This window comes from Sporosarcina sp. P37 (assembly GCF_002109365.1).
Classification (GTDB): Bacteria; Bacillota; Bacilli; order Bacillales_A; family Planococcaceae; genus Sporosarcina.
This window is the reverse complement of the sequence record NZ_CP015349.1, coordinates 2,425,268-2,446,751: the sequence shown is the minus strand read 5'-3', so window position 1 is coordinate 2,446,751 and position 21,484 is coordinate 2,425,268. Positions and strand designations below refer to the sequence as shown.

Genomic DNA, 21,484 nt, shown 5'->3' with positions numbered 1-21,484 from the left:
CCCAAAAACTGCTAATCTCCCAGACTTATTGATGAGCATAATACCGATTTACAGGAATTATTTTCAAATAGCGTATAAATTGGCATACTTTACGCCCACTGTATACAGCGAAAATCCTTTCATCTAGAATAATCGAGCCAGACATAGTATAATCTTGACTACGTTGGCATCCGTGCCACGGAGCCTTAGCATAAAGTAGGAGCATACCCATGAAAAAATGTCTAATATGTAATGAAGTGAATACTGATGATCAAGAGACCTGTACGAATTGCGGAACGACATTTACTTTACGGCGTTCTTATACTAAAAAACAGTCTTTACTGAAACTGCCTATTTATCTGCTCGCAGCAGCTGTAATAGTGATTATCATACTAACCGGTTATCTCATTTTAGAAAATAAATACGGCAAAGAAGCCACTACAGAGCAATTCATCTCTGCGCTGATCGCTCAGGATAAAGACACTCTTCAAGAATTAATCAAACCAAAAGACACACGCATTGCAATCGATGAAGAAAGCATTCAAGCGCTGCTGCACCTTGTGAAGAAAAACCCTTCCATCGTACAAGTCGCGGAAAATAATTTGCTGAAAGAATCCGAAGACGGCATGTTCTCCCTGCGCGCAGCAGGCAAACGATTCGGCCTATTCCCCCGCTATACGATCAATCCGGCGGGCTATATTATGAAAGTAAAGTCACTCGGTGAAGAAACTGTGCTGGCATTACATGATGCAGAAATCGGCTATATCAAAAAGCGTGATGAAACGGCTGAGTTCGGACCGTTCCTTGCAGGCATCTACCCTATTCAAATGACGACTACGATCGATGAAGAACTCGTGCAGGAAGAAATTCAAGCCAATGTATTCGGCGCAAAACAAACGATTCAGCTGTCATTTGATTCGGTAGAAGAGCTGGCGGCAGAAGCTAAAGAAAACGAAAGCACCCCTGACAGCGAAGCCACCGTACAAAATGACGTAATGCCGGAACAATCCGACGAACCAGTCATTATCAAAGAAGTGATAAAAGAAGTGCCGTCGGGCGTCTATCAGGACCAATTCATCATCTCATACAGCGGAGACGTCTTTTTGGACAAATCCGACCTGAATGGATTATCAAAAGAAGATCTGCGGCTCGCACGTAATGAAATCTTCGCGCGCCACGGCTATATGTTCAAATCAAAAGATCTGCAGAACTACTTCGGTTCGCAGTCATGGTACGAACCCAATCCCGACTTTGACGGAAAGCTCGCGGAATGGGAAAAGCATAATATCCAGCTGATTAAATCATATGAGTGATACAGGGGCGACCGGGAAAGATATTGGACTTTCCTTGGTCGCTTTTTTTGTGTGTCTTGGGGGTTGGATCGGCGCGGTACAAACTCGCTCTGCCGCACCCCTCCGCCATTTCTGCACGCCAAAAAACGCGGCAAGAAAATCTCACCGCGCTTCCTCTTCCGCCGTTTTCAACATTGCTTTCGCCTCATAGGTCACCCAATCTTTATTCGGTTTATTGACAAGCTCCTGCAAAATCGCGATGGCGTCATCGTGTTCATCCAATTGCATCAGCGCACGGCTTTCCTGCAGACGGATTCCTTCCCGATATGGCGATTCTTTATAATTCGGGTTGTCTTCTTTTAAAAATGCCCGAGCGATATCGACGACTTTCTGATAGTCCCGTTCCCTCAAATAACTGGAGGCAAGGAAATAGGATGCGTCGTCGGTGAAATAGTCGCTTTCTTCCGTTTGCACAGCATACTTCAAATAGATAATAGCTGCCGGGAAGTTTTCGTTTAAAAACTGCTTATAGCCTTCATTATAATACGTTTTCGCTGCTTCTTCTGTAACGTATGGAAGTTCTTCTTCCTCTTCAGGCTTTGCTTTAGGCTTTTTAGCAGGTTTGTCCACGACTGCGATCGGCTTCTCGGCAGGCGTAGCGGCTGGCGGTTCGTTAGCGGTTTGCTGCTGTCCTATCATATTGGCCAGCAGCATCACGATTGAAACGAGCAGCACACCGGCAATGGCAATTAAGCCTGCCACGGCGTTTTTCTTCAGTTTGCGCTTCCTCTTCGGCTTCGGCACAGGCCTTGCAATATCCGGACGCGGAGGTTCTGCCGCCACAACGCGTTTGATCGTGGAATCGTCCAGTGCGTACATTGGCAAGCCTGCTGTAAAGCGCGCCAGCGTGCCTGCGTGGTAACGCGCCAACAGGATCGTTTTCATTCGATACAGTTCAATCGGAATCGGCAGTTTTCCTGCGAGATGAATGGCATAATCAAGTATATGTAGTGCATTTTCCGCATAGCCCAGCTGAATTTCTGAAACGGCGCGGTTATATTCAGCGACGACTTGCGTGTATGTGTCCCAATTGCCGAGAATCATTTCCTCAAGCTTCGCTACATGGGGCTCCTTACTGTCCAGTTCTTTCAAATAGGCCAGTGCCGCATGCAGATTGCCCACTTTACTTTCAAGCACTGCCTTGTGCCAGAGAATCTGCTTCTGGCTGACACCCATTTTTTCAAGCTCTCTTATCGTATCTAAAGCATGGCTATAACGCTTCTGCCGGATCTCCTTTTGCATTTGCTGGACCAGCATCGGGATGTTAGTGAATGAACTCATTGAATCACCTCCACTTACTCAATGGGCGGACGCAGTGACTCAACCATTGATTGATCAGTGTGCTCGTCATAGACGTTCCCCCTTCTACAAAACCGTTTTCACTAGCGCGTATTGAACGACTTGATCTTCCAGTATAAATGCTCTGCGGAAGACAGCTCCTACCTGGAAGCGGTCCACACCTTCATCAGCTTCTTCTGCTGGTATGGTGCCGATTGCTTCCATAAAGCTTTCATCAAAATACTCGCCAAGTACAGCCCGTTCCTGAATGCCCATCTCTCCGAGCAGACGGTGCGCTTCATCCAGCATCACATCAAACTGTTCAATGAGTTCTTCTGAATCAAAGCCGAGCTTATCGCGGCCTTCTTCAAATAATGTAAAGATTTCCACTGCGCGTTTCGCCATCTTCACCCGGTCCTGCAAGGCTTCCTCCTGCAGGCGTGTAACCGCTTCATCGACAGGCAAGATTGCTTGATTGCTTTCCAATAAATCTTCCAGCGAGCGGAAACTGGTGGAGGTAAACTGCTGAAATTGCTTCAAATCTTCTTTTGTGACCGGCTTTTCAATAGGATCTACTTCAAAATCCTCAATCGTAATTTTCTCCAGCTGCATTAATTCTTTATCTAATAAACGCTGTAACTCTTCCGGCCTGTTATTCGCGGACTCATGCATAGTACTCATCGAATTCCCCTTTTCAGAAAACCTATGTAGTGTTTCAAGCAAGAAAAGCCCAGACTCACGTTAGGCTATTATACTGATAAGATAGCATTTTTTGGGGGCCAACACAATACTGGGCGGTGAATTGTCGAATGATTACGTCCGCCTGCGCATTCTATCTGACGGGATGCTGCAGGATCTGCCACAGATAGACAAAAAGAGTCCCCGCATTTTGAGAACTCTTCCTGTATTGAACGATTTAGTTGTAGTATGAGTAAAACCTCATTCTGCTTTCCTTGATCAGCGGCGCAAAGTTTGTATTCTGAACATTTTTGGTTATTGTCAGATGGTACTAGTATCTGTTTCATCTAGGCAAGAAGAAATCGATTTCTGAGAAAACCACTGACATTTCAAACTATTTTTGCATTTGTATAATGTTTTGGTTGCTATTTCCCGAGATACCTAGTAGAGTGGGGTTAATTAAACATTCACTTATTTCGAACTTTCCGAAGTAAGATAGAGGCGCAAAAACCATTAGTACACAATCAGAGGATCATGAGGTTCTGTGAAGATTGTCGAAAGGGGAATTTGCCGAAGCGGCGAGAAACTCATGATCTCCAAGCTGATCCTGGACTGAACAAGTGCAGGATTGTCATATAGGAAACTATATGGTGGGCTATCTCATGCAAAGAAATAATTCATTATTTCAACGCAACAGCGAGCCCTCGTTGTTGCTTTTTGCGTTCATTAACATACCGCCCCCACCTCTGTGTTTTTTAATAAAATGATAGGATGTGGAGAATAATGAATTTCGGATCAATTATGACAGCAATGGTAACTCCGTTTACTGAATCAGGAGACATTGACTACACAGCAACTCGCAATCTGATTAACCATCTGCTAGCCAATGGAACAGACTCACTAGTCGTCGCAGGTACCACAGGAGAATCTCCTACACTTACGAATGAAGAGAAAGTGGAACTATTCAAGTTCACTGTCCAAACCGTGGCAGGCAGAGCACCTGTCATCGCCGGCACTGGATCGAACAGCACAAGAGAATCGATCGATCTGACCATTCAGGCAGAAGAAGCAGGAGTTGACGGCATTATGCTCGTCGTCCCTTACTACAACAAACCTTGCCAAGAAGGATTGTATCAGCACTTCAAGACGATTGCACAAACGACGACTCTGCCGGTCATGCTGTACAATATTCCTGGACGCAGCGCAGTGAACATGCTGCCTGAAACAATTATCCGTCTGGCTGACGTTCCTAATATCACGTCTGTAAAAGAAGCGAGCGGTGATCTGGACGCTGTGGCATCTATTATCGAGCATACAGGTGACGACTTCTTCGTCTATACAGGCGACGACTCATCGACACTTCCGGTGCTGGCGATCGGCGGAACAGGCGTCGTATCGGTCTCTGCACATATTATCGGAAATGAAATGCAAGAGATGATCCATCAATTCAGAAGCGGCAATACCAAGCAGGCGGCAGCTATTCACCGTCGTCTATTGCCGATTATGAAAGCAATGTTCGCAGCTCCGAACCCTTCTCCAACGAAGGCTGCATTGAATTTGACAGGCGTTCCAGTCGGCGGCGTGCGTCTGCCAATGATTGCTTTGTCAGACGAAGAAGTGGCTTCATTGAAGAATGTGCTGGAACTTGACGATCGGGCTGCTGTGGGTTTTTGATGTATGTAGAGGAATGAAAATAAGCTGTTCTGGAAAGTCCTGTGTCTATGGACTTTCTGGGACAGTTTTTTTGTGTTGGTGCTGTTAGCGGTACCAGGTCCCGGTACAATTTCCACACAATTTGTCGAAGATGGTGCCAGGTCCCAGTACAATTCGCACACAATTCACATTCAAAAAACCTAAAAATTCAATTCTTCTACTGTATCAGCCCGAAAGATTCAATTCTTCAAACCCCCAACATGATTCGTATGCACTTTACGCTATCCAAAATTCAATTTCGCTCTTTTGACCAAAATAAAACTTCCCCTCTATACTCAACATATTCACAGGACAAGAGGAGGAGAGATCAATGGCAAGACGCAAACGGAATTGGAGGCCAGGTGTAAACTACCATGTCGTCATGCGCGGCAATAACCGACAGAACATCTACGCTACCGAAGAAGACATGTTGCACCTGATGCGATGCATAGGCCACGCATCTATTAATTATCACTTTACAATTTTTGCGTTCTGTATCATGACAAATCACTATCATATTTTACTACAATCCGAAGATGACCTTTCCAAAATCATGCGGCATATCAATCGAAAATACAGCGATTATTACTCTAAACGTTATGGGTATATCGGACAACTTTACCAGGGCCGATATTATTCCAGAGAAGTAAAATCGCCTTACGCATTGCTCGCTGTAAGCCGCTACATACACCGAAATCCGATCGCAACAAAAACACCAATGGTCAAACATTTGGCTGATTATCCATTCAGTACATTCCCCTGCTACCACTCTTCTGCTCCATCACCTTATCCGTATCTCAATACATCAAAACTCCCGCACTGCCTGCCACAACCGTTCGAGAAAACTACAGAAGCCTACGTGCACTATTGTTTGATGAAAACGGAAGATATTTTGAACGTCTACAAAAGTAAGGACATTTTAGAAGCGCTTACGGAATTACAATAAAATGATACTCGAAAAGACTTCTAATCTACTGGATTAGAAGTCTTTTTGCACCGCATGCTGAATTAACTGAATAGTTCCGGAATTGTGTGGGGACCTGGTACCACCAACACCAATTCAATACTCATCAACAGTAAGTTCCGTCTCTACATGGTGCTGAAGCATTTTAAAAGCAGCTGCTTCGCTGTCAACGATCGGGAAAATTCTGTCACATTGGGAAATGGAGAATAACTTACGGACAAAGTCGTCAACGATAATAATGACGATTTTCTCCTTTTTCAACGATACTTTTTTGGCAAAGTTGACGATCAAACCGAAGCCTGTACTGTCTATATTCTGAACTTTGCTCATATCCAGGATGAAACTGCTGTCTTCTTTCTGCAGTATGCTCTGCAGCCGTTTTTTCAGCTCTTCCATTGAGCCGTACTGCAAATGGCCTGAAAAACCGAGAATCACATACGAGTCTTTTTCCGTCACTTGCAATGCTGCTGTTTTTTGTTCCATTCTGCCTGCCTCCATTACATTTTAAATTTATTCACTTCTTCACGTAAACGATCGGCTACTTCCGCTAAGCTGGTTGTGTTGTCGGCGATTTCCGCTACTGTGGCATACTGTTCTTCAGATGAAGCGGCAATTTGCTCTGTCGCAGCAGCGGACTCTTCAATGATGGCGGAAATATTTTGGATGGCATCTTGGACATTTTGAGAGTTTTCATTCACGTGTACGAATGCTTCTTTCATCTGTCCAACCCCCGACTCTGTCTCACTGACTTTCTCCACGATATGCTTCAGCGCTTCCCCGCCTTGATTAATAATGACGACTTGCTCTTCCACTGCTGTCAGATTACTTTCCATCGTCCGGACTGTCACCGATGTTTCTGCTTGAATATCGGTAATTAAATCCGTAATTTGCTGGGCGGCTGCTTTTGATTGTTCAGCAAGTTTACGCACTTCAGCTGCAACGACCGCAAAACCTTTGCCGTGCTCTCCTGCTCTTGCTGCTTCAATCGCCGCATTCAGCGCCAGTAAATTTGTCTGTTCAGAAATCGCGGTGATGACGGTAATAATTCCGCCGATTTCTTCTGAACGCATGCCCAGTTTTTGAATGGAATCGGTCGCATAGCTTACCGTTTCTGTCACTGTGCTTAAATGTTCAATTGCTTTGCTGATTGCCTGCTCACCTTCATGCGCAATAACCGTAGATTGCTTGGCGTTCAGCAGGCTCTGCTCGACATGCCCTAAATTAATTTCCACTTCAGCTATCGTATCGCGCATCATTCCAGCAATCTGTTCCGCATGTTCGGACTGATTCGTCACACCGGATGCAATTTCATTCATGGTCGAAGCGATTTGGCTAGCCGTTTCATTCGTCTGCTGCGATGACTCTGCCAGTGCGACTGAAGAATTGGCGATTTCTTTGGCATTTCGCGCGACGTGCTCGATTGTTTCCGTTAACTGTTCTTTCATATGGCGGAAGGCAGTTGACAGGTCAGCGATTTCGTCTGTTCCTTTTGCTTCATAAAGCGCAACATCTAAATTCAAATCTGCCAGTTCATTCGCATTGTCACGCAAACGATTAATCGGCCGAACAATGATGCGCTGGATAATAAAGCTCGCAATCAGAATGACAAGTACCGCAAGCACTAAGGAAATAATAATCGTCTGTGTTGCGGAAGAAGCAGCAATTTTGATATAAGGCGCCACAGGAATCGCAACCGCGATAATTCCGATCACGTCACCTTCCTTGTTAAAAATAGGATCGTAGACCGCTTGAAACGGCTCGCCCAGAACATCTGCCGTACCGATAAAACGTTCCTTTTTTCCCAGAACAACGTCTCCTACTTGCTCAGACACTTTCGTACCTAAACGGCGTTCCCCATTTTCTATAATATTCGTTGTAATCCGTGTATCATTTTGAAAAATGGACATCGTGTTCCCGAATGTCAGCTCCCCCAGCTGATCTGGAATATCGTATGCTTCGTTCATATCCATTTCGCCTTTATATAACGAACCATTCGTGATGGACCAGTCGCCCGGCACGGAATTATTCAGCAGCTCCATACTCAGCTGCAGATCGGACATCAATTTCGTCTCCGCGGCCTCAAGCAAATTCCCTTTTGTGGCATAGTAATTCAGACCGCTTAAAATACCGGAAAGCAGCACAATTGCCAGTAATATTACTCCGTTAATCTTTTTGCCAATTGACCATTTCATTTATCGTTCCTCCGAAGCCAGTAATTTTTTCTTCACGCCGACCAAAAATTGCGAGCCGGACAATTGTTCAAACCACAGCTGATCAACCATATGCTGTATGAATAAAAAGCCGCGCCCCCGCTCACAGAAGCTTTCATCTGCAAGCGCAGCACCGAGAATTCCAGGCCACTGCTCCTCTGGTATTCCTTCCGCAGAATCGGTAACCGCAATATGCAGCTGATCATCTTCATTGCGCACATACACTTCAATCGATTCAGTCCTGCCGTCTTTCTCCATCGCTTCCACTGCATTAATCACAAGTTCATGCGTCACAAAACAAATCTCTCGGGCGCATGGGATCGCATACAGCTCCGTGTAGTTTTCCATGAGCTGATCTATCAGCCGGATCGACTGCTGGTTCGGTATGATACTGAATGTAAACTCCATAACGGTTTCCCCCACTTATAATGCAGTTGTGATCGAAACAACTGTAATATCATCTTCCAAAGGCAAATGCGGTAATTTGTACTCTTCCGTAAACTTCCGCAGCATCAGGCGGCTATTTTGCGAACTGTATGAATGAAAAAAGTCCCAGTCAATTTTCTGATCAGGATATAAAGTGAACAAGCCGTCTGTATATAAAATGATACGGTGCCAACCTGTCAGACGAATGCTCTTCGCCTTGACTTGGATGGTTGGAAACAGGCCGAGTATTGGCGAATTCGCATGCATCATCACGGTTTCACCGTACTTCCCGAACATGACCCCTTCCGGATGTGAAGCATTTACATACTGCAGCGTTCCATTCTTTGTATCAATGACCACATAGATCGCCGTCACTAAAAACGAATCAAGTCCGTCAGTGGAAAACAGTTCATAAATTTTCCTGTTCATTTCTTTCATTACACTGACAGGATCAATCAGCTTTACGATAATATCCTTCAGCAGCGACCGAATGGACATCGTCACGAGCGCCGCCGACACCCCGTGGCCCATCACATCAAACAGCAGCACCGCAGTCAGATCATCATTGAGCTGAAACCAGCAATACATATCGCCGCCGAGTGACTGAGAAGTAAAATACATGCCGTTCACTTCAATAGACGGCAGCATCAATTCTTGCGACAGCGCACTTTTCTGAACGTTTTTCGCAATGGCCAAGTCCGTTTTCAGCTGCAGCTCATGCGCTTTCCGCTTCTTCGTTTCTTCATAATAGTTCAGCGCAATCCGAATCCGAATCTTCAGCTGAATAAAATCAAACGGTTTCAGGATGAAATCAAATATCCCGGTATCCAGAAGACGTTCAAAAATGACCGGTTTTTCATATGAAGTCGACAGCAGAATCGGCACATCCCGCCAGCCTTTCAGCGCTTCAATTTCACGGCAATTTGCTTCGTAATTGTTTACATTTAAATTCGCGTCATAAATAATTAACCTAATCTCTTCATCTAAAAATAGATGCTCATATTGAATGGCCGTATATGCACTTTGAAATACATGTATCGTGTGCAGATCCAGCTGCTGCAAGTTTTTCTGAATTTTAAGGACATCATTGCCTACATCTCCGATAATAATAACAGTCATTCTTCAGTAACTCCTTAAAATTAGTAGTATACTAGTTCAATATCATTATACTTTATGTCTATGAGGAAAGATATAGACTGTCAGCATTTTTGCAAAGAAATTGAATACAGCAGGGTGTTTATATAGCGAGTAATTATATGTATTTTTTATTGAATCGCATAACTAATACAATAGTCCAATAAAATTTCACCAAAAAAAGCACACCCCCTTGCATAACAGGAAGATGTGCTTTATTCGTATCACTTGCTTTTCTGTTGCCGCTGCAAACAGTCCAGTGTTTGCACTCATCGGTAAAACTCCCAATACATCACATTCACACACAGCGACACGCACGAGAGAACGGTAAAAATGAAATATACCATTTGCCCCTTAGTAAAATGAAAGGTCCATCTCACTGCTAACCAAGCTGCACAAAACGACCCGGCCATCATTACATAAACCAGTGAAAAAGCCATGAAAACTTTCAGCGAATCGTAAGCAGTGAAGGACAATGCTTGATAAAACATCCCGCTAACAGCAGCCGCCAGCAACACATTTAGTACATTTGGCAGAAGAATGGCCGCGCGCCGCATAGTCTTTCGGAAACCCGCAATACCCAGCAGAATGACCGAATACAAGACAGAAATCAATCCAATCCCAATCAAACACCAGTCAAGCACATGCCGCCACATAGGCACTTGCAGCAAATCTCCGTTATACGCTGACAGAATATTTCCATGCACGGGATGCTTAGAATACATATCACGGCTATAGATTCCCAGCTCCCCGTCAGATATATACACACCGGGACTTCTCTGCGCGTAGACGACTCCATTTGTTTTCAAATCTTTGGAACCGGATGTTGTGACCGATATGCGATTCAGCACACCGTATATCTTGCTGAATCCGTGGTGCGGCATACGTGCCGGCTCATAGACACCTTTCCAAACGGAAGGATCTTCAAGCCCTTGCCCCTCCGTATGATGCTCCGGCTTTCCAAATAACAAATCAGGAATGCCTAATGTAAAATTGCTTTCATTCGCCTGATTCGTCAACACCAGCACACCAATTCCTTTTTTCTGGTCCAGATACATAGAAGAACTGAACGCTGCGGTATTTCCGCCATGGCCATACACTTCACTTGAAGCAGGCAATGCAAACAAACCGTTCGCCATACGCGGAATATCTGTTCCAGGATAATAATCAGTCGGCTGGAATAATTGATGAATCGTCTCTGCCTGCTTAAACAGCGGGTGTCCGTCTTCAGATAATAACGCGGCTGCAAGCAATCCTAAATCATTCGCCGTCCCTATGACACTGCCCGCAGGATACAGCGGAATCGCATAAAAATCCGGAGCCATCCGTTCATTTTCCGCCGTATATCCTTTGATTTTAAGCCGCTGCTCTTTCACCCATTGATGATCACGCTGCAAGGGGTCAATGGAAGTGTGCTCCATTCCTAACGGCCGGAATATATGATTGTGCACATACTCCCTGTAATCCTGCCCGCTGACCCTCTCCACAATATACGCCGCAAGCGCGGCCCCATAATTAGAGTACGCAGCGACTTCACCCGGCTGGAACACTTGCCTCACATCGGCATTCTCCAGCGCTTGTGCAAGCGAAGGAATTTCAGCAGGTGCAGGAAGCATCAAGTCTGTAAACGTATCATCAAATCCAGCTGTATGATTCATCAGATGCTGTAACTGTATAGGTTTAGGGAACTCAAATGAATTCGGCAGATAATGCTCAATATCCTGTTCCAGTTCCAGTAACTCTTCCTCCGCCAACTGCATGACGCTGATCCAGACAAGTACTTTAGAAACTGATCCCCACTCGAATACACTTGCATCATCGACAGCGCGCTGCTTTTCTAAGTCCCCATAGCCTGCTGATTTCCGAATGACTGCTTCCCCATCTTGAACGACTTGTACGGCAAGACCTGCAGAATCGTCTTGATGTTCTGTAATCAGCTGATCGATTTCACGTTCCAGGGATTGTGTATTCAGCGCATAGATAGATGAAGGAAAAATGATGCACGCTGCACACGTTATGAGTAATAAATGAATGCACGAAGTTAGGTGTTTCATGTATACCCCCCTTTTTCGTTCGGTCTGGGTGTTAACACGCAGAACTTCACCAGTTGCTGCTTCTTTCATGAATTTCCGATAAATTATCTAGTGCTTTTCACTCTATTATATTGAAAACCGTGTGTATTGTATTACACCGCTTTGCTGCCTGCTACATACAGTACGGCAAGGGGGTGATATTCATGTCCAAATGCGATAAATTAAGTAATGAATGGCTATTCTTCTTCGGAATTTTAGCCGCATATGCAGTGCTGGGATTGTTTTTAATCGTCCCTGTTTTACTGGCATCCCTCGCAGGAGGCTTGCTGCTGACAGTCTTCGTTGGCATTTTGGTGATCATCATTGTGCTGTTCGCGCTGGCGATTATTTTGAAAGGCCTTTCCCGGCTGTTTCATTTTTGTAAACGCTATTGATGTGAATACAGCCGTCACTTTGTAAGTGGCGGCTGTGTTGTACATATATAAATAGCTGTTTGAAAACTGATTGGATTATTCAATGCGAAAGATGGCTGCAAAATGCACTATTCACGGGGGCGTTTTTAATTTCTCATCTACTATATTAGATAGTTTTGCTAACTAACGCGACTGAGCTAATAATACTGACGAGATTATTTTACGGTAATTTATGGATCTGTTTATTTTTTGCAGACTAATTAAATACTAAGTTAATCACCAGGTCCAATTATATGCCTTTACTTTCACTTCAGTGACCTTCCCTTTGATTTCTTTTGAAATTTCAGGATAGGTCATTTCAAAACCGGCAGTACTTTCTGGATTCAGACTAACTGTCAATGTTTCCTTCAATACACCAATCAATTTCCCTTCACTATCATAAAGACCAGCTGCTAAACGCACATCATCCACCAATTCTTCAGTGGGATTTTGCACAGTCCCTGTCACTACATAAGGATTTCCGTAATCATTATTTGTTTCCCTGAAATTCACATTTTCCGTTTCGAGTAACATGGCAGCATCCGTCGTCTTACTAAAATCGATGTTTACAGTAACGTCTGCCACCACATCCGCTTTGTCTACCGCATTTAGCATAGCGGTATCGCCGATATATGCTGTTTCGCCCGGAGATAGTGTATTAGGAACAGGCGTGACCATGTCTGACGTTCCTACGATTGCACCGCTATCGTCAACAAAGTTAATTTGAATGGAACCTAGATCAGCAATTGCATCACCAGTATTTTTAATCTCTGCACTGTAATTAGTCCATACTGTTCCAATACTGTCTTTCCACGAATAGAATACTTGATCTGATATTTCTACATTTGCTTTCTGTGATGCTTCCTTTTCTTTTCTTTGCTTTAATTTTTTTGCAATCGGTGCTTTAAATTCAGCCCGTAAGTTATTGAAGATTTCCGCGTATTCATCTTCATTTTCAGAAGTAGTACTGTACACTAACTGAAAATCCTTATTCTCTCTTTGAAATGCTAAGATTACCTCACGCAAGTCTCCTGCTCCATTCTCTACATTCAACAATACGAGCTTTCCTTTTGAACCATCATCATACGTAGTTGGCACACTTTCTATAACTTGTACATTTTTACTCTCAACTGTACTTTGAGATTCTCCAACCATGCTGGAAAAATACTCTTTACCTTCACTATGTACGTGTTCAGTCAGAAATTCTTCTTGTTGTTCTTTGCTCCCATTAATAAATTTGCTGTAAAACTCAGAGGCAATTTTTTCCTCCCTATCCAACCTTTTCTTTTCTGCGTTGCCATTCTCCCCGGCATTTACATCGTTCGTTGACATCGTTTCTTTCGTTTCTCCGCAACCAGTTAGAATTAAAGATGAGCAAACCGCAGCAAACAATAATCTCTTCATAAAGCCACTTCCTATTCCTTTTTCCTACTATTCTACATGAACTATACCATTTTAGTAGTTAAATCATACTAGTGAATAGAATTGTGTTAAAAACGTTTAAGATAACAAACAATTTATCAAAAATATGTAATCACTTTCTATAATAGGGCATATAGGCCAACAACGATATCACAAAAATGCAATTGCGTTGTGCCCCGTCACTCTGTTCTAATTTGAATGCGTCTTCAGCAGTCGCCATTATATCCTCCCTTTCCACATACATGCTATAATGCTCAAGCGGCAAGTTATGAATAGCGATGAACTTATTTCATCTAAGGATATCTTTCTCTGGTCATCGCCAAGATCGATATCCTTTGTCTCATCATAATTCGTTTCTTGCATATGCACTTTGCATCAGTCTGTTTAGAAAGGAAGTAAATTGTGTCCTCATTACAAATCGTTCAAGTACGTCATCCGAAAGCGATGGCTTTTACTTTGATGTTTGGAGCTTTTATCGGATTGTTTGGTGAAACAGCTTTAAATATGGCTCTTACTAATATTATGTCCGACTTCTCTATCACATCGGCAACTGCACAGTGGCTGACTACAGGATATTTATTGACGCTAGGTATTCTAGTGCCTGTCTCTTCTCTCTTAATCCGATGGTTCACCACAAAACAATTACTCATTGCTTCTCTTGCCTTTTCAATAGCAGGGACAATTTTAGCGGCGGCAGCACCCAGTTTTGCCGTGTTGTTTATTGGACGGATCGTTCAGGCGATCGGAACAGGAATCCTGCTGCCGCTGATGATGAATGTTCTTTTATTAATTTTTCCGATCCATAAACGCGGTGCCGTCATGGGGGTCATGGGACTAGTCATTACAACAGCCCCTGCAGTAGGCCCTGCCTTATCCGGCGTAATTGTTGATACCCTGGGATGGTCATATATCTTCTGGCTTAGCTTGATATTCTATGTAGGATTAATCGTATTAGGTCTGAAGCAAATTGATAACGTCTCCCAAATTACCAGACCGACGATTGATGTCGGATCGATTATCTTGTCCACGCTTGGTTTTGGCGGATTAATTTACAGTTTAAGTACGATTGCGGAAAAGTCTATAACTTCCGCACAAGTATATACACCATTGGCAATCGGTGTTACTTCTCTCGTGCTATTCGTCACCAGACAGCTGAAGATGAAACAGCCGATGATCAATTTGCGTGTGTTTAAATATCCGATGTTTACGTTAGGCACATTGCTGCTGTTCATTGGGATGTTTTTAATTTTATCTACAGCTATTTTACTGCCACTGTACTTGAGAACTTCTTTACTAGTAAGCGCGGCAATGGCGGGGATTATTCTGCTGCCAGGGAGCGCCATGAACGCATTGCTGTCTCCGGTTGTAGGCATACTGACGGATAAATTCGGTGTCAAAAAGATTTTACCGATTGGTTTTCTATTCACCGCAATCTCGAGTATCATGTTTGTCATAATTATTTCAGCAGAGACAGCCATTTGGCAAATCGTCATTGCATTCCTGATATACTTTATGGGCATTTCCATGATTATCATGCCTGCACAAACCAATGGATTAAATCAATTACCGCGCGAACTCTATGCAGATGGTTCAGCGGTAATGAATACTCTCCAACAAATTGCAGGCGCCACAGGAACGGCATTAGCCATTACATTATTGGTACATGGCCAAAACTTGCTTTTGAAAGTCTCACCGAGTGCTCCTTCTGTTGAATTAATCGCAGCGGGCACGAAATATGCGTTTTACTTTATCGCAGCGTTTGCTGTTGCAGGTTTTATTGCATCGCTGTTTGTAAAACGTGTTCGTGTGTGAATTACTGAAAGGTACCAGGTTCCGACACAATTTAGAATTGTCTCGGAACCTGGTACTTTTTTAAGCAGCGCGATGAAGCAACTTCGCTCATTCTATTGTGATATCTAAAGGGCTAAATAACTCATTAACGCACTGCATATACTAAGCATAAATACAATCAGAGGACGTGGTTTCCGTGATAGAAAGTGCGTTGCTTTTCATTATTATATTGAGAGTTATTTCAGGAAGTATAGAAGTAACGGCTGCCGCACTGATGTTTAAATTTAATGACTTAGAAAAGGCGTTTTATATTAACTCTTTGCTTGCGTTAGTAGGTCCTTTTATATTAATAGTTACGACGGGAATCGCATTGCATGGTCTTACTGAAAAAATATCTTTAGTGCGAATAATTTGTCTGTTCACCGGAATCTTCCTCATTATTTTCAGTTTAAAATCCAAATAAATTACTCCCCATACATATCTGCAAACAGAAAGAACCTGACAGTTTCATCGTACTGTCAGGTTCTTTTTCAGTTTCTTTCATTAGATTCTTCAATTTCTTCAACGTTAATAAATTTAAAAACAATAACAGTCAAAATTAATCCGAGGAGAGCGGCAATAATATAACTGCCGGCGAGAAAATCTTTCATGGCAATTGACATCAAAGGAGGGCCGGCTGCTACACCGATAAATCTTGCTGAACTGTAAAATGAGGAAACTGTGCCCCGCAGCTCTTTTTCAATATTTTCTGTAATGATTGCATCCAGAGCAGGCAATAATGCGCCGATTGCTATTCCTACTATACTGGTTACGATCAGCAACAGGATCAATTTTTTGCTTGTAAAGCCTACAAAAATGACACTCGCGGACATGGCGAGTAAGCAAATGATCATTAGCCTTTTTATGGTTTTCAGATCCCCTTTAATTTTTCGCCCCGATAAAAAGGATGCCACGCAGAGGAATAATAACGGAATTGCCAACACAAAGCCTTTCTTAATTCCCGCGATATCATGTGTTTTCTCAAGGTTCTCCGATAAAAAAAACAGCATACTGAATAATACCAGCATGACCAGAACTCCATTGAGAAATACGGTATACAGCCATTTGCCTTCTGATGCAAATATTTTTTTCGTGTTCTGTATAAAGACCTTAAACTTTACCGGTTCATCTTTTTCTTTCGGGACTTTCACAAAGAAAAAGATCAGTATAAAAGAAATGACACTAAGTGCAGAAATAGAGAAGAACGGAAGGAACCATAATACAGCAGCAAATACTGAACCTAAGATCGGCGCTAACACTTTTCCAAACGTATTCGACGTTTCAATAATCCCTAAACAGCTGCTGCTTTTTTCGCTGTCATCTTTATATAAGTCACCCACGAGCGGTAAAACGATCGGCATAGCACCCGCTGCTCCTATCCCTTGTAATACCCGGCCGATTATAATCATCATATAGGGGTCATCCATCTTCCACGAAGCAAATCCGGCAATCAGACCCCCGATCAATGCGAAGACCAAACTTGGCAATATCACCATTTTCCGTCCAAAGCGGTCTGATAAATAGCCGGCCACGGGGATAAGTAAAATAGCCGCCACTGAATAACTGGTAATGATCATACTGGACTGAAACGATGTAATGCCGACTTTTTCTTCCAATAAGGGAAGCACGGGTATGAGCATTGAATTCCCCAGCGTCATAATAAGCGGAATTGAGGCCAGACTTACAATGCACCATACACTAACTTTGTCCCCGTCTTTTTCCATTACCACACCTCATCTTATGCTGTTCTATTGATTAACGGTATGGTTTCCAAACGGGAACTTTTTATACTGTAATAACTTTTTTAGCGCCACTGACATGCCATTATGTAAAATCATGTGAAAACAGCCCGCTGAAGATCACTTAAAACAGCGCCTGATAAGCTTGGATACCGAAGTAAATTCCAAAACCGATCATAGATATAGAGGATATAATGGAAGTGATCAGTAACACCTTAACGGACAAAATCTTGCGTGCTCCGCCGGATAAAACAGCCATACACAAATCCACGATGATGATACCCGACAATATCGCAAGACTGTTTATGATGATTGTATGACCCGTTGAACCGCCAGCTGTTTTTGCGAGGATTGAACCGTATATGCCCAGCCAAAAAATAATAGTCAGCGGATTCATCAATGACATCAGAAAGCCGGTCAGCATAGATGTCCGCAGTCTGACTCTTTTGCCGAATTTCACACGCATTTCCACTTTATTTAACGTCAGCAGATTTTCTATACCTGTATACATAAGTACAAAACACCCAAACGACCAGAGAATGATTTTAAGTAAAGGTGAATCAATAAATTGTCCGACTCCGAAATACACGAGAATCATGTACATAATATCCGTTGTCACGGAACCTAAACTAAAAGCCCAAGCGTGGAAAAACCCGCGTTTAAGCCCCGTATTTAATAAAACAGTTTTAACCGGTCCGATTGGCGCGGCTAACGATGCGCCAAGGAAAATATATATCAATATTGAATTCACAAAACTGCCCCCTTTAACATGCCGTCATTGCATTTTATTCGAAAATAATGCCCGATAGGACTTGTTAAGAGATAACTTTAAATAATTTTTTTAGATTGTATCTGGCATAGAAGCAGTTTTGTGCGTGGAATTGGTTTTCTTTTCAAACATCACTGCGCATCATGACACAGCATTATCAAAGCAAATGCCACATATAAAATAAGCTCCTTCGCTGATTTCTCAGTTCAGGAGCTTATTTTTCTTATGATTATTTATTTTGATCGCTAACCGGCTCTTTTTAACTATCTGCGCCAAGCACCCGTTTTCCATTGACAAATGTTGTATCACTGGTTCTGGGATCTGACTAAGATTGGAGATGTTGAAGTAACACTTAATGTCCCCCAATCCCGATGCACTTCGGAGTTGCGTCGAAATTGGAAACTTTGCTCTAATTTGACTGTGTGACACGTAAAAAAACTCATCGCCAGCTGGCGATGAGCTAATTAATCATACTTAGTCATCTTTTGTCTGTATTGTCACGGCTGTTTCAGGCTTGCTCAAGTCTACAAATGATTTGTTATTATTTGAAAGTGCAATTGTTTCTATCTCATCTGTGCTATTCTTTTCATCCCAGACCCATGGCTGCTTTTTAATTGCGCGATCTGCAAATGGGATATAGATTGATAAAATAGCAAAAATACCAAGTAGCATGACATACCACATATAAGGAATAATCTCGATTGGGGATACAATACCACCTGCAATTCCCACTAGTAATAATATTTGATTGCCATAAGGCAGGAGTCCTTGTGCTACACTGCTGAAAATATCCATTAAAGCAGCAGTTCTCCTTGGATCTACCTGGTGTTTATGCGTAATTTCTTTAGCAATATCGTTTGTAGCAATCAGTGCTGCTGTGTTATTCGCTATCGCCGCATCTGCTAGTGCGACCATTCCGGAAATACCGAGTTCAGCGGATTGTCGGCCTTTAATATTCCTTGTTACCTTCTCTATGATAAATTGAATGCCGCCAGCATCCTTCATCATTTGAGAAAGCCCGCCAATAAATAGTGCTAACACTACAATTTCAATCATTCCTTCAAAACCATCAAACACCGCCTGGTTGAAAGAAAGGAAAGTTAGATCACTAGTGAACAATCCGATAATACCAGAAAGTATGATCCCACTAGTTAACACAGCAAATACATTCATTCCTAATACCGCAAATAGCAAAACAACAAAATAAGGGATAACTTTTATCAGGTTATATTCGCCTATTTCTATAGGAGCGGAAGTCGCCTGCCCGCCAAATACCAATAGTAATATTACAGTAACCACAACTGCCGGCAAGGCTATCCATAAATTAATACGGAACTTGTCTCTCATTTCAACTCCCTGACCTCTTGTTACAACTATCGTAGTATCAGAAATAATCGATAAATTATCGCCAAAGAATGCCCCTCCCAACACAGCCGCAAATAACATGGCCATATTCAAATCGGCAATCTGTCCGATACTAAATGCGATTGGTGCCAAAGCTGCCACAGTTCCACTTGATGATCCTGTTGCCAAAGACATCAAAGCACAAATTACAAAGAATCCTGCAATAAGAATAGAAGTTGGCATGAAGGTTAAACAAAGATTAACAAACGACTCAACTCCACCCATTGCCCCTGCAACAGTAGAAAATGCACCAGCCAGTAATACTGTTAACACCATAATTGCTATGTTTTCATTTGTACATCCCGAAATAAAGGAACCTATCTTTCTTTCCATTGGGGCTTTGTAAATAACAAACGCTGAGATAACTGCCAAGAATAAAGCGGCAGATGGCGGAATCTGATGAAACGGCTTTTCTACTCCTACAAATGTCAGTATAATCCCCGTTCCAACCATTAGACCTATAAATATTAATAACGGCAGTAAAGCTAATCCATTCGCACCTCTGTTTTCTATTCTACCCATTCCCCCACTACCTTTCCAAATATTCCGATTATTTTTCGCACGCAAACTGAAATCGCTTACAAAACAAACCTTGGATAGTGTCTGCTATCATGCAGACACTATTCTCAATTATTGTAATTTACCTCTGCCCTTGACTTCGTATTCCCCAAATACTTTGCCTTCTGAAATTAAATAGGCTTTCTCATGTAAATTACATACTGGACAAATATGATTTGGAATGATCTCTATTTTGTCTCCTATTTTAACTTCCTTGTTAAACTTTTCATTGTAAATAATGGCATGCTCATCATAAACATCATAAATGTATACTTCATCATAATCTTTAATACGGCCCAGCCCTGTAGTTTTAGTGATTCCTTTACTTCTGGTTTGTGCAGTAATACCTTTCGCACCGACATCGGTTATAACCCTTTCACGCGTAGGTTTACTAATAACAGTAGTTAAAATTGTGGCAGCACATTGATTGTAAGAATTAATCACATTAGCCTGAGATGCATCCATAAAGACATACGTTCCAGGTCTAATTTCTGTCACGCCGCTTGGTATGTCATAGCCTTGAATTAATGAAGGTGTGGATCCAATGCTAACTACTTCCAGGTGAAATCCATTTTCATTGGCAAGTTCCGCAAACCTAAGTGTTCTAGCCACACTTGTATAGAAAATATCTTTGCACTCTTCCAAGTCTTCGGCCATATAGGAATGCCCATCATGTGAGAAGATGCCTTTAAGATCGATGTTTTTAGACTTTTTCAATTCATTCAGAAGTATGACGAAATCACTTTCCTCTATAATTCCGGAACGTTCTTCTCCCACTTCAATTTCAATTAAGACTTTCGCTTTCTTACCGGAACCTTCAAACACTTCTTCAATATCCGGAAGTTGGCTTGGATCGTCTATCCCAAATGAAATTTCTATAGTATCGGATAACTCTCTAATCCTCTCTATTTTCTGTCGCCCAACCACTTGATTCGCTATAAAAATATCTGTAAGTCCACTTTCCGCCATCACTTCTGCCTCACCCAGTTTGGCAACGGTAATTCCATTTGCTCCAAGCTCTTCTTGGATAATGGCTATTTCAGGGATTTTATGTGTTTTAGTATGAGGACGTAAACTTACCTTATTTACATTTGCATATTGTTGCATGGATTGAAGGTTTTTCATCATAATATCCCGATCAATTAATAGAGCCGGTGTATCTAACTCCTTATAATTCATTACGATTCCCCCATGGCAGCGATTGCTTCAATTTCCACAAGACATCCACTATAGAGGTTATTTGAAGGGACGACTACCCTCGCAGGCTTATGATCCCCGAAAAACTCAGAATAAACTTCGTTCAGTTCCGGCCACAGCTTAACATCAGGTATGTAGACCCGGCACATAATGACAGACTCTTTATTTAATCCTGCTTCCTCTAGGACACACTCTAAATTACGAAGCGCCTGGACTGTTTCCGTTTTCACTCCACCTTGAGGTATGGTTCCTGTTTCTGGATTTATGGACAATTGTCCTGATATATATAGTACACCGTTATATTCCATAGCCGGGACGTAGTGTCCTCCGTCACGAATTGAGTATTTTGTTTCAATTTTCCTCATGG

19 protein-coding genes and 1 riboswitch are annotated in these 21,484 nt (G+C 42.5%); of the genes, 6 read left to right on the top strand and 13 right to left on the bottom strand.

The genetic code is table 11. From position 1 onward, the window contains the following. The first annotated feature begins 209 nt into the window (after window positions 1-209). Window positions 210-1,292: a YARHG domain-containing protein gene (locus tag SporoP37_RS12425; RefSeq protein WP_085431108.1), complete on the top strand. Its 1,083-nt coding sequence runs from the start codon at window positions 210-212 to the stop codon at window positions 1,290-1,292. Between the two features lie 141 nt (window positions 1,293-1,433). On the opposite strand, the gene SporoP37_RS12420 is transcribed toward SporoP37_RS12425, so the two are convergent. Further along, window positions 1,434-2,612: a tetratricopeptide repeat protein gene (locus SporoP37_RS12420; RefSeq protein ID WP_085431107.1), complete on the bottom strand. Its 1,179-nt coding sequence runs from the start codon at window positions 2,610-2,612 to the stop codon at window positions 1,434-1,436. 84 nt (window positions 2,613-2,696) lie between these two features. Next, window positions 2,697-3,290: a nucleotide exchange factor GrpE gene (grpE, locus tag SporoP37_RS12415; RefSeq protein ID WP_081243949.1), complete on the bottom strand. Its 594-nt coding sequence runs from the start codon at window positions 3,288-3,290 to the stop codon at window positions 2,697-2,699. A 485-nt stretch (window positions 3,291-3,775) separates the two neighbouring features. Further along, window positions 3,776-3,953, top strand: a riboswitch (Lysine riboswitch). Between the two features lie 117 nt (window positions 3,954-4,070). Here grpE and dapA point away from each other — a divergent pair. Both dapA and SporoP37_RS12405 read left to right on the top strand, forming a co-directional pair. After that, window positions 4,071-4,961 (top strand): 4-hydroxy-tetrahydrodipicolinate synthase, encoded by an 891-nt coding sequence (gene dapA, locus SporoP37_RS12410; protein WP_085431106.1) that lies wholly within the window; start codon window positions 4,071-4,073, stop codon window positions 4,959-4,961. A 349-nt stretch (window positions 4,962-5,310) separates the two neighbouring features. Beyond that, window positions 5,311-5,925 (top strand): transposase, encoded by a 615-nt coding sequence (locus SporoP37_RS12405; RefSeq protein ID WP_085431105.1) that lies wholly within the window; start codon window positions 5,311-5,313, stop codon window positions 5,923-5,925. A 114-nt stretch (window positions 5,926-6,039) separates the two neighbouring features. Here SporoP37_RS12405 and SporoP37_RS12400 read toward each other — a convergent pair whose 3' ends face one another. The 5 genes from SporoP37_RS12400 to SporoP37_RS12380 form a co-directional block, all read right to left on the bottom strand. Next, window positions 6,040-6,426 carry an STAS domain-containing protein gene (locus SporoP37_RS12400; RefSeq protein WP_085431104.1) on the bottom strand — a complete coding sequence of 129 codons (387 nt, stop codon included), beginning with the start codon at window positions 6,424-6,426 and terminating at the stop codon, window positions 6,040-6,042. 14 nt (window positions 6,427-6,440) lie between these two features. Then, complete coding sequence (locus SporoP37_RS12395; RefSeq protein WP_085431103.1) at window positions 6,441-8,135, bottom strand: methyl-accepting chemotaxis protein; 1,695 nt, start codon at window positions 8,133-8,135, stop codon at window positions 6,441-6,443. Further along, on the bottom strand, window positions 8,136-8,561 hold the full coding sequence (locus tag SporoP37_RS12390) for an ATP-binding protein (RefSeq protein ID WP_081243944.1): 426 nt from the start codon (window positions 8,559-8,561) through the stop codon (window positions 8,136-8,138). A gap of 15 nt (window positions 8,562-8,576) precedes the next feature. Continuing rightward, window positions 8,577-9,698 (bottom strand): PP2C family protein-serine/threonine phosphatase, encoded by a 1,122-nt coding sequence (locus SporoP37_RS12385; protein WP_081243943.1) that lies wholly within the window; start codon window positions 9,696-9,698, stop codon window positions 8,577-8,579. Window positions 9,699-9,982: 284 nt separating this feature from the next. Beyond that, window positions 9,983-11,767: a serine hydrolase domain-containing protein gene (locus SporoP37_RS12380; RefSeq protein WP_158233595.1), complete on the bottom strand. Its 1,785-nt coding sequence runs from the start codon at window positions 11,765-11,767 to the stop codon at window positions 9,983-9,985. A gap of 182 nt (window positions 11,768-11,949) precedes the next feature. On the opposite strand from SporoP37_RS12380, the gene SporoP37_RS12375 reads away from it, so the two are divergent. Next, window positions 11,950-12,180: a hypothetical protein gene (locus SporoP37_RS12375; RefSeq protein WP_081243941.1), complete on the top strand. Its 231-nt coding sequence runs from the start codon at window positions 11,950-11,952 to the stop codon at window positions 12,178-12,180. Between the two features lie 255 nt (window positions 12,181-12,435). Here the strand turns inward: SporoP37_RS12375 and SporoP37_RS12370 are convergent, their stop codons facing one another. Next, a complete protein-coding gene (locus tag SporoP37_RS12370; RefSeq protein WP_085431101.1) occupies window positions 12,436-13,602 on the bottom strand; it encodes an FxLYD domain-containing protein in 1,167 nt (388 codons plus the stop codon). A 462-nt stretch (window positions 13,603-14,064) separates the two neighbouring features. Between SporoP37_RS12370 and SporoP37_RS12365 the strand changes: the two genes are divergently transcribed. Further along, window positions 14,065-15,432, top strand: coding sequence for a DHA2 family efflux MFS transporter permease subunit (locus tag SporoP37_RS12365; RefSeq protein WP_085431793.1), 1,368 nt, complete (start codon window positions 14,065-14,067; stop codon window positions 15,430-15,432). Window positions 15,433-15,598: 166 nt separating this feature from the next. Continuing rightward, entirely contained in the window at window positions 15,599-15,874 is a 276-nt protein-coding gene (locus SporoP37_RS12360; protein WP_081243939.1) for a YqhV family protein, read from the top strand. A gap of 67 nt (window positions 15,875-15,941) precedes the next feature. On the opposite strand, the gene SporoP37_RS12355 is transcribed toward SporoP37_RS12360, so the two are convergent. The 5 genes from SporoP37_RS12355 to SporoP37_RS12335 form a co-directional block, all read right to left on the bottom strand. Further along, window positions 15,942-17,174, bottom strand: coding sequence for an MFS transporter (locus tag SporoP37_RS12355; RefSeq protein WP_085431100.1), 1,233 nt, complete (start codon window positions 17,172-17,174; stop codon window positions 15,942-15,944). 139 nt (window positions 17,175-17,313) lie between these two features. Beyond that, a complete protein-coding gene (locus tag SporoP37_RS12350) occupies window positions 17,314-17,940 on the bottom strand; it encodes a LysE family transporter (protein WP_085431099.1) in 627 nt (208 codons plus the stop codon). Between the two features lie 492 nt (window positions 17,941-18,432). Continuing rightward, complete coding sequence (locus SporoP37_RS12345; RefSeq protein ID WP_196796783.1) at window positions 18,433-19,884, bottom strand: Na+/H+ antiporter NhaC family protein; 1,452 nt, start codon at window positions 19,882-19,884, stop codon at window positions 18,433-18,435. A 108-nt stretch (window positions 19,885-19,992) separates the two neighbouring features. After that, window positions 19,993-21,099 (bottom strand): D-TA family PLP-dependent enzyme, encoded by a 1,107-nt coding sequence (locus SporoP37_RS12340; protein ID WP_085431098.1) that lies wholly within the window; start codon window positions 21,097-21,099, stop codon window positions 19,993-19,995. Continuing rightward, on the bottom strand, window positions 21,099-21,482 hold the full coding sequence (locus SporoP37_RS12335; protein WP_081243935.1) for a RidA family protein: 384 nt from the start codon (window positions 21,480-21,482) through the stop codon (window positions 21,099-21,101). The genes SporoP37_RS12340 and SporoP37_RS12335 overlap by 1 nt, the downstream gene beginning before the upstream one ends. Window positions 21,483-21,484: the final 2 nt, after the last annotated feature.

Coding starts and splice junctions, on each gene's coding strand:
- SporoP37_RS12390 (WP_081243944.1), bottom strand. CDS start 8,561: ATGGAGTTTACATTCAGTATCATACCGAACCAGCAGTCGATCCGGCTG.
- SporoP37_RS12355 (WP_085431100.1), bottom strand. CDS start 17,174: ATGGAAAAAGACGGGGACAAAGTTAGTGTATGGTGCATTGTAAGTCTG.
- SporoP37_RS12375 (WP_081243941.1), top strand. CDS start 11,950: ATGTCCAAATGCGATAAATTAAGTAATGAATGGCTATTCTTCTTCGGA.
- dapA (WP_085431106.1), top strand. CDS start 4,071: ATGAATTTCGGATCAATTATGACAGCAATGGTAACTCCGTTTACTGAA.
- SporoP37_RS12380 (WP_158233595.1), bottom strand. CDS start 11,767: ATGAAACACCTAACTTCGTGCATTCATTTATTACTCATAACGTGTGCA.
- SporoP37_RS12345 (WP_196796783.1), bottom strand. CDS start 19,884: ATGGGTAGAATAGAAAACAGAGGTGCGAATGGATTAGCTTTACTGCCG.
- SporoP37_RS12395 (WP_085431103.1), bottom strand. CDS start 8,135: ATGAAATGGTCAATTGGCAAAAAGATTAACGGAGTAATATTACTGGCA.
- SporoP37_RS12420 (WP_085431107.1), bottom strand. CDS start 2,612: ATGAGTTCATTCACTAACATCCCGATGCTGGTCCAGCAAATGCAAAAG.
- SporoP37_RS12400 (WP_085431104.1), bottom strand. CDS start 6,426: ATGGAACAAAAAACAGCAGCATTGCAAGTGACGGAAAAAGACTCGTAT.
- SporoP37_RS12340 (WP_085431098.1), bottom strand. CDS start 21,099: ATGAATTATAAGGAGTTAGATACACCGGCTCTATTAATTGATCGGGAT.
- SporoP37_RS12365 (WP_085431793.1), top strand. CDS start 14,065: ATGGCTTTTACTTTGATGTTTGGAGCTTTTATCGGATTGTTTGGTGAA.
- SporoP37_RS12370 (WP_085431101.1), bottom strand. CDS start 13,602: ATGAAGAGATTATTGTTTGCTGCGGTTTGCTCATCTTTAATTCTAACT.
- SporoP37_RS12405 (WP_085431105.1), top strand. CDS start 5,311: ATGGCAAGACGCAAACGGAATTGGAGGCCAGGTGTAAACTACCATGTC.
- SporoP37_RS12425 (WP_085431108.1), top strand. CDS start 210: ATGAAAAAATGTCTAATATGTAATGAAGTGAATACTGATGATCAAGAG.
- SporoP37_RS12385 (WP_081243943.1), bottom strand. CDS start 9,698: ATGACTGTTATTATTATCGGAGATGTAGGCAATGATGTCCTTAAAATT.
- SporoP37_RS12335 (WP_081243935.1), bottom strand. CDS start 21,482: ATGAGGAAAATTGAAACAAAATACTCAATTCGTGACGGAGGACACTAC.
- grpE (WP_081243949.1), bottom strand. CDS start 3,290: ATGAGTACTATGCATGAGTCCGCGAATAACAGGCCGGAAGAGTTACAG.